The organism is Amycolatopsis sp. NPDC006125, assembly GCF_040614195.1.
Taxonomy (GTDB): Bacteria; Actinomycetota; Actinomycetes; order Mycobacteriales; family Pseudonocardiaceae; genus Amycolatopsis_E; species Amycolatopsis_E tucumanensis.
Genome location: NZ_JBEXTZ010000172.1, coordinates 1 through 9,513 on the forward strand (window position 1 = coordinate 1; position 9,513 = coordinate 9,513).

The 9,513-nt window shown below is 70.7% G+C and carries 13 protein-coding genes; 8 read left to right on the top strand and 5 right to left on the bottom strand.

Annotation, left to right across the window (positions count from 1 at the left end; translation table 11 throughout):
* Positions 1–211: 211 nt before the first annotated feature.
* Positions 212–1,144: an alpha/beta hydrolase-fold protein gene (locus ABZ193_RS42120; protein ID WP_354714377.1), complete on the bottom strand. Its 933-nt coding sequence runs from the start codon at positions 1,142–1,144 to the stop codon at positions 212–214.
* A 73-nt stretch (positions 1,145–1,217) separates the two neighbouring features.
* On the opposite strand from ABZ193_RS42120, the gene ABZ193_RS42125 reads away from it, so the two are divergent.
* A complete protein-coding gene (locus ABZ193_RS42125; protein ID WP_354714379.1) occupies positions 1,218–2,120 on the top strand; it encodes an LLM class flavin-dependent oxidoreductase in 903 nt (300 codons plus the stop codon).
* Between the two features lie 3 nt (positions 2,121–2,123).
* Here ABZ193_RS42125 and fdhD read toward each other — a convergent pair whose 3' ends face one another.
* Positions 2,124–2,960, bottom strand: a complete 837-nt coding sequence (fdhD, locus tag ABZ193_RS42130) for a formate dehydrogenase accessory sulfurtransferase FdhD (RefSeq protein ID WP_354714381.1) — start codon at positions 2,958–2,960, stop codon at positions 2,124–2,126.
* Positions 2,961–3,059: 99 nt separating this feature from the next.
* Between fdhD and ABZ193_RS42135 the strand changes: the two genes are divergently transcribed.
* Positions 3,060–4,418 (top strand): OFA family MFS transporter, encoded by a 1,359-nt coding sequence (locus ABZ193_RS42135; protein WP_354714382.1) that lies wholly within the window; start codon positions 3,060–3,062, stop codon positions 4,416–4,418.
* On the top strand, positions 4,415–4,549 hold the full coding sequence (locus ABZ193_RS42140; RefSeq protein ID WP_272884099.1) for a hypothetical protein: 135 nt from the start codon (positions 4,415–4,417) through the stop codon (positions 4,547–4,549). The genes ABZ193_RS42135 and ABZ193_RS42140 overlap by 4 nt, the downstream gene beginning before the upstream one ends.
* Here ABZ193_RS42140 and ABZ193_RS42145 read toward each other — a convergent pair.
* Entirely contained in the window at positions 4,546–5,280 is a 735-nt protein-coding gene (locus tag ABZ193_RS42145) for an SDR family oxidoreductase (RefSeq protein WP_354714383.1), read from the bottom strand. The genes ABZ193_RS42140 and ABZ193_RS42145 overlap by 4 nt on opposite strands.
* A gap of 69 nt (positions 5,281–5,349) precedes the next feature.
* On the opposite strand from ABZ193_RS42145, the gene ABZ193_RS42150 reads away from it, so the two are divergent.
* The gene (locus tag ABZ193_RS42150; RefSeq protein ID WP_237340239.1) at positions 5,350–5,766 is read left to right on the top strand and encodes a MarR family transcriptional regulator; all 417 of its coding nucleotides are present in this window, start codon (positions 5,350–5,352) and stop codon (positions 5,764–5,766) included.
* A 71-nt stretch (positions 5,767–5,837) separates the two neighbouring features.
* Here the strand turns inward: ABZ193_RS42150 and ABZ193_RS42155 are convergent, their stop codons facing one another.
* On the bottom strand, positions 5,838–6,506 hold the full coding sequence (locus ABZ193_RS42155) for a GntR family transcriptional regulator (protein ID WP_237340238.1): 669 nt from the start codon (positions 6,504–6,506) through the stop codon (positions 5,838–5,840).
* A gap of 66 nt (positions 6,507–6,572) precedes the next feature.
* Here ABZ193_RS42155 and ABZ193_RS42160 point away from each other — a divergent pair, with 66 nt between their 5' ends.
* The gene (locus tag ABZ193_RS42160; protein WP_020420765.1) at positions 6,573–6,992 is read left to right on the top strand and encodes a VOC family protein; all 420 of its coding nucleotides are present in this window, start codon (positions 6,573–6,575) and stop codon (positions 6,990–6,992) included.
* Positions 6,989–7,744 carry an SDR family oxidoreductase gene (locus ABZ193_RS42165; RefSeq protein WP_237340236.1) on the top strand — a complete coding sequence of 252 codons (756 nt, stop codon included), beginning with the start codon at positions 6,989–6,991 and terminating at the stop codon, positions 7,742–7,744. Before ABZ193_RS42160 ends, ABZ193_RS42165 begins: the two co-directional genes overlap by 4 nt.
* Here ABZ193_RS42165 and ABZ193_RS42170 read toward each other — a convergent pair.
* Positions 7,729–8,202 (bottom strand): MarR family transcriptional regulator, encoded by a 474-nt coding sequence (locus tag ABZ193_RS42170; protein ID WP_020420767.1) that lies wholly within the window; start codon positions 8,200–8,202, stop codon positions 7,729–7,731. The two genes, ABZ193_RS42165 and ABZ193_RS42170, sit on opposite strands and share 16 nt — an antisense overlap.
* A 94-nt stretch (positions 8,203–8,296) precedes the next feature.
* On the opposite strand from ABZ193_RS42170, the gene ABZ193_RS42175 reads away from it, so the two are divergent.
* Positions 8,297–8,854, top strand: coding sequence for a YceI family protein (locus ABZ193_RS42175; protein ID WP_354714386.1), 558 nt, complete (start codon positions 8,297–8,299; stop codon positions 8,852–8,854).
* Between the two features lie 70 nt (positions 8,855–8,924).
* Entirely contained in the window at positions 8,925–9,422 is a 498-nt protein-coding gene (locus ABZ193_RS42180) for a VOC family protein (protein WP_354714388.1), read from the top strand.
* Positions 9,423–9,513 lie beyond the last annotated feature (91 nt).

Genomic DNA, 9,513 nt, shown 5'->3' on the forward strand with positions numbered 1-9,513 from the left:
GTTGGGTGCCTCGTCCCACCTCATGCAGTGGGTCGCTGGGTGGTCATCCCGTCGCCTTCCGGTTTGTGCATATCACCTTGAGCCAGGGCCGCAAGCTTTGTGCTTTCGGCCGCCGGACCCAGCGCAGGTTGCGGCCCTGGCTCAAGGTGATCGTCCAGTGTCAGGCGACGGGATGACCACCCAGCTCGGGTTTTGTGCAAAGACTTTTGCGCTACGCGCCGGGGTGGTGGCGGCCCAGGAAGCTCACCATGCTCGGCACCACGGTGCGGTTGAACGAGTCGCCGTGCTTGCCTCGCGCCGTGTAGCCGATTTCGGGTTTCACCGCCGCGATGAAGCGCCGGGCGCCGTGGATGAACGCGTCTTCCGTGCCGCACCACAGGGCGGTCGGGATGCCCGTCGTCGCCTCCAGGTGGCGTAGCGGGTCCATCGAGGCCCAGTCGGCTTCGTCGCGGAAGGCGCGTCGCTTCGCCATCTCGGTCCACGACAGCATGAGCGCCGGCGCCAGCAGGGCCAGCGCGCCCACCGGCTGGCGGCGCTCCGCCCGGCGGCGGGCGTACAGCAGCGCCCCGAAGCCGCCCATCGACATGCCGGTGCAGGCGAACGGCACCCCGTCCACGCCGCCGAGGCCGCGTTCCCGCAGCCACTGCGGCACCTCCTCCAGCAGCATGCCCATCGGATCGTCGCCCGAGACGTTTTCGTGCCAGTAGTTGTCGCCGCCGTCGACCGCCACGAAACCGTACGGCTGGACCCGCTTGCGGGCGACCTGGCTGGCCAGCTCGGCGAGCGTCCCGGTCGGCGCCGCCGTCCGCGCCCGCCCGTGCAGGCCGTGCAGCAGCAGCGACACCGGCAGGTTCCGCGGCGGCGACTTCGACGGCAGCAGGATCACCAGGTCGACCATCCGGTTCCGGTACCGCGACCACACCCGCTCGACCTTCGCGACCCCGATCTGCGACGCGGGCGACGACGACGCCACACCCAGCGCCCGCTGCAGCGCCTCGCTCACCGGCAGCACACCGGTCGCCGTCCCCGCGGCGACCGCGGCGATCCCCAGGCCCGAAGCGCCGGCGATCAGCACCGAGCGGCGGCTGGGCCGCCTGCGCGGTTCAGTCGCTTCGTCCTCGTCCACCTGGCCTCCCGGCGCCATTGAACATCAGTCCCGTAACCCATGTCGTGGGAAGTTCCGCAACCGATACACCGACGGGACTAATGTCGTGCCCATGCGGTTCGCGATCTCCATTCCCCAGTTCGTGGCCGACGGAACGTTCGACCCCGCCGCCTTCCGCTCGTACGTGCGGCGCGCCGAGGAGCTCGGCTTCGAAAGCGGCTGGACCCAGGAGCAGGTCCTCGGCACCGCCCCGCACCTCTCGGCGAACGAGACCATGGCGTACGCGTTCGCCTGCACCGAGCGCCTGCGCCTCGGCTGCGCGGTGTACGTCACCCCGCTGCACATCCCGGCGCACCTGGCCAAGAGCCTCGCCACGCTCGACCAGCTCAGCCGCGGCCGCCTGGAGGTCGGCGTCGGCAGCGGCGGCCGCAACCGGCCGTTCGCCGCGTTCGGCCTCGACGGCGAGGCGCACGTCGCCCGGTTCACCGAGGGGATCCGCCTGGTCAAGGCCCTGTGGACCGAGGACGTGGTCGACTTCGACGGCCGCTTCTGGCAGCTCGAGGGCGCCTCGATGCAGCCGAAGCCGTTCCAGAAGCCCGGCCCGCCGCTGTGGTTCGGCGGCAGCCACCCGAACGCGCTCAAGCGGGCCGTGAAGCACGGAGACGGGTTCTTCGGCGCGGGCTCCTCGACCACCGCGGCCTTCGCCGAGCAGGTCAAGACGCTGCGCGAGGTGCTGGCCGAAGCCAGGCGCGACGACTTCCAGGTCGCCAAGCGCGTCTACATCGCCGTCGACGACGACGGGGACGCCGCCCGCCGCCGCGCCGCCGACGGTCTCGCCGAGATCTACGGCAAACGCGGCCTGGAGGCGGTCGCGGTCGCCGGCACGCCCGACGAGTGCGTCGCCGGAGTGCAGGAGGTCGCCGCCGCGGGGGCCGAGCTGATCCTGTTCACCCCGTTCGCCGACCAGGCCGAGCAGATGGAACGCCTCGCCGCCGAGGTCATGCCCCGGATCTGACGCTCACACCCCGGCCGGCTCCAGCACGCGCTGGTCGCCGGTGTAGAGGTTCATGCTGGTGCCGCGCAGGAAACCGACCAGCGTCATGCCGTTCTCCTCGGCCAGCTCCACTGCCAGCGACGACGGCGCGGACACCGCCGCGAGGAACGGGACCCCGGCCATCGCGGCCTTCTGCACCAGCTCGAACGACGCCCGCCCGGACACCAGCAGCCCGCAGTCCGACAGCGGCACCCGGCCCTCCAGCAGCGCCCAGCCCAGCACCTTGTCGACCGCGTTGTGCCTGCCCACGTCCTCCCGCACGGCCAGCAGCGACCCGTCCGCCCGGAACAACCCGGCCGCGTGCAGGCCGCCCGTGCTGGCGAACACGCGTTGCTGCTTGCGCAGCGTGTCCGGGAGCCCCGCGAGCACCTCCGTGCTCACGGCGAAAGTCGACTCCCCGGGCGCGAAGCGGGTCTTGAGCTTCACCGCGTCGAGCGCCGCCTTGCCGCACACGCCGCACGAGGACGTCGTGTAGAAGTTGCGCTCCACACCCGTCTCCGGCGGCGCCACGCCCTGGGCCAGGGTGAGGTCCAGGACGTTGTAGGTGTTGCGCCCCTGGTCGTCGACGCCGTCGCAGTACCGGGCCGTGAACACGTCGTCTTTCGACGCGATGACACCCTCGGACAGCAGGAAGCCGTGCGCCAGCTCGACGTCGTGCCCGGGCGTGCGCATGGTGACGGCCAGGGACTTGCCGCCGACCCGCAGCTCCAGCGGCTCTTCGGCCGCCAGCAGGTCGGCGCGCCGCGTCTGCCCGCCCTCGGTCAGCTTCCGCACCGGTCGTCGCACCGTCACGCGCCCCATCGGGCACTCCATTCCGCTCATCGACGACAAGACCTTGCCGTGCCGTCGTACATCTAGTAAGAAATTGCAGGCTCAATCACCAGCGTAGGGGAGCCCGCCGTGGCCGTCACATTCCTCGACCGTTCGCACAGCATCGCGCCTCCGGACTGGAGCCGGTGGCTGATCCCGCCGGCGGCCCTGTCGGTGCACCTCGCGATCGGCCAGGCGTACGCGTGGAGTGTGTTCAAACCGCCGCTGGAGAAGGCGCTGGGCCTGTCCGGCACCCTGAGCGCGCTGCCGTTCCAGCTCGGCATCGTCATGCTCGGCCTGTCCGCGGCCTTCGGCGGCACCCTGGTCGAGCGCAACGGGCCGCGGTGGGCGATGTTCGTGTCGATGACCTGCTTCTCCACCGGGTTTGTAGTGTCCGCGCTCGGCGCATTCACCTCCCAGTACTGGCTGGTGGTGCTCGGCTACGGCCTCATCGGCGGCGTCGGGCTCGGCATCGGCTACATCTCGCCGGTGTCGACGCTGATCAAGTGGTTCCCGGACCGGCCGGGCATGGCGACCGGCATCGCGATCATGGGCTTCGGCGGCGGGGCGCTGATCGCCTCGCCGTGGTCGAGCCAGATGCTCGAGTCGTTCGGGTCGACACCCAGCGGCATCGGCACCTCGTTCCTGATCCACGGCGTCGTCTACGCGGTGTTCATGTCGCTCGGGGTGTTCCTGGTGCGGGTGCCCGCCGAGGGCTGGAAGCCGAAGGGCTGGGAGCCGGCGGCCGCGAAGGCCCGGTCGATGATCACCACGGCGAACGTGTCGGCCGCCAACGCCATCAAGACGCCCCAGTTCTGGTGCCTGTGGGTCGTGCTGTGCTTCAACGTGACCGCGGGCATCGGCATCCTGGAGAAGGCGTCGCCGATGATCACCGACTTCTTCCGCGGCACCTCGGTCCCGGTCGGCGCGACCGCGGCGGCCGGGTTCGTGGCGCTGCTGTCGCTGACCAACATGCTCGGCCGGTTCGTCTGGTCGTCCACTTCGGACTTCATCGGCCGGAAGAACATCTACCGCATGTACCTCGGCGTCGGCGCGCTGCTGTACCTGGTGATCGCGCTCGTCGGCAACTCGTCCAAAGTGGTCTTCATCCTCGCGGCGATGGTGATCCTGTCCTTCTACGGCGCGGGTTTCGCCACGATCCCGGCGTACCTGAAGGACATGTTCGGCACCTACCAGGTCGGCGCGATCCACGGCCGTCTGCTGACCGCGTGGTCGGCCGCCGGTGTGCTCGGCCCGCTGATCGTCAACGCGATCGCCGACAGCCAGAAGCGCGCGGGCAAGCAGGGCCCGGACCTCTACACCACGTCGTTCTACATCATGATCGCGCTGCTGGTGATCGGGTTCGTCGCCAACGAGCTGGTGCGCCCGGTGAGCGCGAAGTACCACGAACCGGAGAGCGCGGACGCCGCGCGCGAGGAGGCGAAATGAGCACGCCGGAGCAGGCCCCCGCGCGCCGCCGGGTCTGGTTGATGACGCTGGCCTGGCTGTGGGTGGGCGTGCCGTTCCTCTACGGCCTCTACGAACTGATCCTCAAGGTCGTCAAGCTGTTCGGCGGCTAGAACAGCCCGCCGCCGGCGTGGATCGACTGCCCGGTGATCCACCCGCCGTCGGCGGAGGCGAGGAACGCCACGATCGACGCGATGTCCGACGGCTCGCCGAGGCGCCCCAGCGGCGTCTGGGCCGTGGTCGCCGCGAGGCGTTCGGCGCTCATTCCCGCTTCGAGCGCGTCGCTGCGGGTGGCGCCGGGCAGCACGCTGTTGGCGGTGATCCCGCGCTGCCCCAGTTCCTTCGCCGCGGCGCGCACGAGCTGCTCGGCAGCCGCCTTGCTGGCCGCGTACACGCCGCTGTCCGGTCGTGCGGTGACCGTGGCGCCGCTGGAGATCACGATGATCCGGCCGCCGTCCCGCAGCCTCTTCGCGGCCTCGCGCAGGGCGACGAACGTGGAGCGGGTGTTGGTGGCGAAGACCCGCTCGAAGTCCTCGTCGCTCGCCTCGGCGAGCGGGGCGAACCGGGCGATCCCGGCGTTGCCGACCAGGATGTCGAGACCGCCGAAGGCCGACTCGACGGCGTCGAACAGCGCCACGACCTGCGCCGGATCCGCGACATCGGCCTGGACCGCCACGGCCTGCCCGCCCGCGTTTGCGATGGTGCTGACCACCTTGGCCGCCGCGTCCGCGTCGGTGCGGTAGTTGACCACCACCCGGGCGCCCTCCGCGCCCAGCCGCTCGGCGATGCCCCGCCCGATGCCCCGCGATCCGCCCGTCACGAGGGCGACCCTGTCCGTCAGCACTGTTCCTCCAGATGATCGATAGTCGAGATATTCGACTAATTGGTGGAGGATGTCAACTATGCTGGGGGCATGGAGGGTTTGGCCGCGGCGGTCGCCGCGCTGCACCGCGAAGCGGCGGTGCTCTACGCGGGAATCGCCCGCGACTTCGACCTGACCAGCCAGCAGACCCAGGTGCTGTGCGGCCTGGCGCGGCGCCCGTCGTTCGGCGAGCTGGCGGCGCTGCTGGGCTGCGACAAGACGAACGTGACCGGGATGGTCGACCGGCTGGAGAAGCGCGGCCTGCTCGCGCGCGAGACCGACGCCAAGGACCGGCGCGTCAGCCGCGTCGTGCTGACCCCCGCGGGCGAGGAGCTGCGCGAACGGATCCGGCAGCGGTTCGCGGAACTGGTGGGGGAGCGGTTCAGTGCCCTGACGGACGAGGAACGCGCCCGGTACGCGAGCCTGGTCGAGGTTCTCGGCGGGCCGGTTCGGGCAAGCTCTCGCTGAGCCGCCGGCGAGCCTGGGCTGGACTTCTCAGTGATGTAGTGGCTCGCCGCGCGCGTCTGGCCCAACGCCCGTCAGTGGTGCAGCTCGCGCAGGCTCTCGATCAATCCCCGGCTCGCCGAGCGCACGTGTTCCTCCGCCAGGTCGCCCAGTCCCTCGACCCGCCCCGCCCGCAGCAGCGTCGCCAGCTCGCGGTGCTCGTCCACCACGCGCGTGCGGTAGTGCTCGTGCGACAGCCGTACCCGGTGGGCCTGGAACATGTGCACCTGCGACCGCACGGCTTCCCACGCGCTGGTCAGCCTGCCGTTGCCCGCCATGGCGTACACGCAGTCGTGGAACTCGATGTCCAGAGCCACCAGCCGGTCGCCGTCCGCCGGACCGCGTGCCTCCCGCTCCATCGCCGCCACCAGCCGGTCGAGCTCGTCGAACTGCCCGGCGCGGCCCCGCTCGGCCGCGGTCAGCGTCGCCAGCCGGTCCAGCGCCGCGCGCACCTCGTAGACCTCGGTGATGTCGGTCTCGCTCAGCTCGATGATCCGCGTGCCCCGGTGCCACTCGCTGTGCACCAGCCCCTCGCGCTCCAGGATCGCCAGCCCCTCCCGCACCGACCCGCGGCTGACCTGTAGCGACCCGGCCAGCTCGACCTCGCGCAGGGCGCTGCCGGGCGCGAACCGGCCGGACAGGATCTCGTCGCGGATGCGGTCGGCGGCCTCCTCGGCCAGACCACGCCGCCGGGCGGGCTGCATGTCCTAATGTTGACATTTCGACATTGGCCGGGTCAAGCTGGAGCCACCGACGATGAAGGAGGCACCATGACCCGCCCCGCGTTCCACCTCGCGATCCCGGTCGACGACCTCGGCCGTGCCCGGGAGTTCTACGGCGGGGTGCTCGGGCTGTCCGAAGGCCGCTCCGACACCAAGTGGGTGGACTGGAACTTCCACGGCCACCAGGTGGTCACCCACGTGGTCGAGGGCGCGCGCAACGAGGCGGGCCGCAACCCGGTCGACGGCCACGACGTCCCGGTGCCGCACTTCGGCCTGGTCCTGACCGTCGAGGCCTTCCACGAACTCGCCGGCCGCCTCAAGGACGCCGGCACACAGTTCGTCATCGAGCCCTACCAGCGCTTCGCGGGCGAGCCGGGGGAGCAGTGGACGATGTTCCTGCACGACCCGGCCGGCAACGCGCTGGAGTTCAAGGCCTTCCGCGACGAGTCCCAGCTGTTCGCCAAATGAGCCGCGGCGTCCTCGTCACCGGTGCGTCGGCGGGCCTCGGCCGCGCGATCGCCACGGCCTTCGCCGAGCGCGGCGACCGTGTCGCGGTGCACTACAACTCCAACCAGGCCGCGGCGGAAGCCACCCTGGCGGCCCTGCCCGGCGACGGCCACGCCCTGGTGCAGGGCGACATCCGGGAGGCCCAGCGCATCGCCGACGCTGCCGAAGCCGCCCTCGGCGGGGTCGACGTCCTGGTCAACAACGCCGCCGTGGTGACCACCAGCGAGACCGCGCACCCGCTCGCCGAGACGACCTTCGAGCACTGGCGGGAGGTCTGGCGGCAGTCGGTCGAGGTGAACCTCCTCGGCGCGGCCGACGTCACGTTCTGCGTCGCCCGGCACATGATCGACCGCGGCGCACGTGGACGCGTGGTCAACGTCGGCTCGCGCGGTGCCTTCCGCGGCGAGCCGGACCACCCCGCGTACGGCGCGACCAAGGCGGCGCTGCACTCGCTGGGCCAGTCGCTCGCGGTGCACCTCGCGCCGCACGGCATCGCGGTGAGCACGGTCGCGCCCGGGTTCATCGCGACCGAACGGGTCGCGGACTGGCTGAGCGGCGAAAGGGGCGACGCGCTGCGGGCCCAGTCCCCGTTCGGCCGGGTCGCGGAGCCGCCGGAGATCGCCGCCGCGGTGGTCTACCTCGCCTCCGCCGAGGCCGAGTGGGCCTCCGGCGCCATCCTCGACCTCAACGGCGCCTCCTACCTGCGGTCCTGAGGACAGTCCTCCGGGCGGACCACGCGCAGGATCTGCTCGGAGATCGCCCGGAGGGCGTCCACCTGGTCCCGCGTGAGCACGTCGAACACCAGCTCACGCACCGTGTCGACGTGGTGCGGCGCGGCCTGCTCGATCGCCTCCCGGCCCTCGCGCGTCAGCACAATGAACGCGCCGCGCGCGTCGTCCGGGCACTCCTCGCGGGCCACCAGCCCGCGCTTCTGCATCCGCCGCAGGTGGTGCGACAGCCTGCTCTTCTCCCAGTCCAGCGCCCTGGCCAGCTCGAACACCCGCACCCGGCCCTCCGGCGTGTCCGTGAGCTGGACCAGCACCTCGAAGTCGGGCAGCGACAGCTGGGAGTCCGCCTGCATCCGGCGGCCCAGCGCGGCGTTGAGGTGGCTCTGCATCTTCACGTACGCGCGCCACGCCTGCTGTTCACCGTCATCGAGCCATCGGGTCATGCCATCGAGTATAGCGGGAATAGTTGACGCGTCATCCAAGTTGTGCCAGTGTGTCGATGACACATCAACCAGACCTTCACGGGAGGAACCCGCAATGACCACCCAGACCGGCTACGCGAACCTGACCGGCGAGTACACCCTGGACCCGACCCACACCCGGATCGGTTTCGTCGCCCGCCACGCGATGGTCACCAAGGTGCGCGGCGCGTTCAACGAGTTCACCGGCACCGCCCACATCGACGGTGACGACCCGGCCAAGTCGTCGGTGACGGTCGCCATCAAGGCGAACAGCATCGACACCCGCAACGCCGACCGCGACGCCCACCTGCGCAGCAACGACTTCCTGTCGATGGACGAGCACCCGGAGATCACCTTCGTCTCCACCTCGATCCAGCAGACCGGCGACGCGAGCTTCGACGTCACCGGCGACCTGACGATCAAGGGCATCACGAAGTCCGTCACGGTCCCGTTCGAGTTCGAGGGCACCGCCCAGGACCCGTTCGGCAACACCCGCGTCGGCTTCGAGGGCAAGACCACCATCAACCGCAAGGACTTCGGGGTCACCTGGAACGCCGCGCTGGAGACCGGCGGCGTCCTGGTGAGCGACAAGGTCACCCTCGAGTTCGAGGTCTCCGCGATCAAGGCCGCCTGACGCGGATGCCGGTGGTGCCCGGCGGGTACGCCGGGCACACCACCTCCGCCACCGGAAAGGAACGCCAGCCATGACCTCCGTCGACCTCGACGCGATCCGCCAGGAGCGCGACCGCATCCGCGACGCACACCTCAAGCCCGCGGGGGAGCGGCCCGCCTCGTCCGCCCGCGGCCTCCACCACACGGCGCTGATCAGCAGCGACGTCGAGCGGACCGTCCGCTTCTACCAGGACGTCCTGGAGTTCCCGCTCACCGAGCTGATCGAGAACCGCGACTACCCTGGGTCGTCGCACTTCTTCTTCGACATCGGCAACGGCAACCTGCTCGCGTTCTTCGACTTCCCGGGCCTGGACGTGGGCCCGTACGCCGAGGTGCTCGGCGGGCTGCACCACATCGCCATCTCGGTCGACCCCGAGCGGTGGCAGCGGCTGGTCGACAAGCTCGCCGAGGCCGGCGTGGAGCACGCGGTGCACAGCGACGTCTCGGTCTACTTCCGCGACCCCGACGGCGCCCGCATCGAGCTCATCGCCGACCCGCTCGGCGAGATGTACGGCAACACTGTCCTCTAGATGAGTAATTCCGATCTTGGTTAGTGGTCGTAGGCGATCAGGGATCGGGTTGTGGGTTGGCCGGTGGCGCGGTTGTGCCAGATGGCGGCGG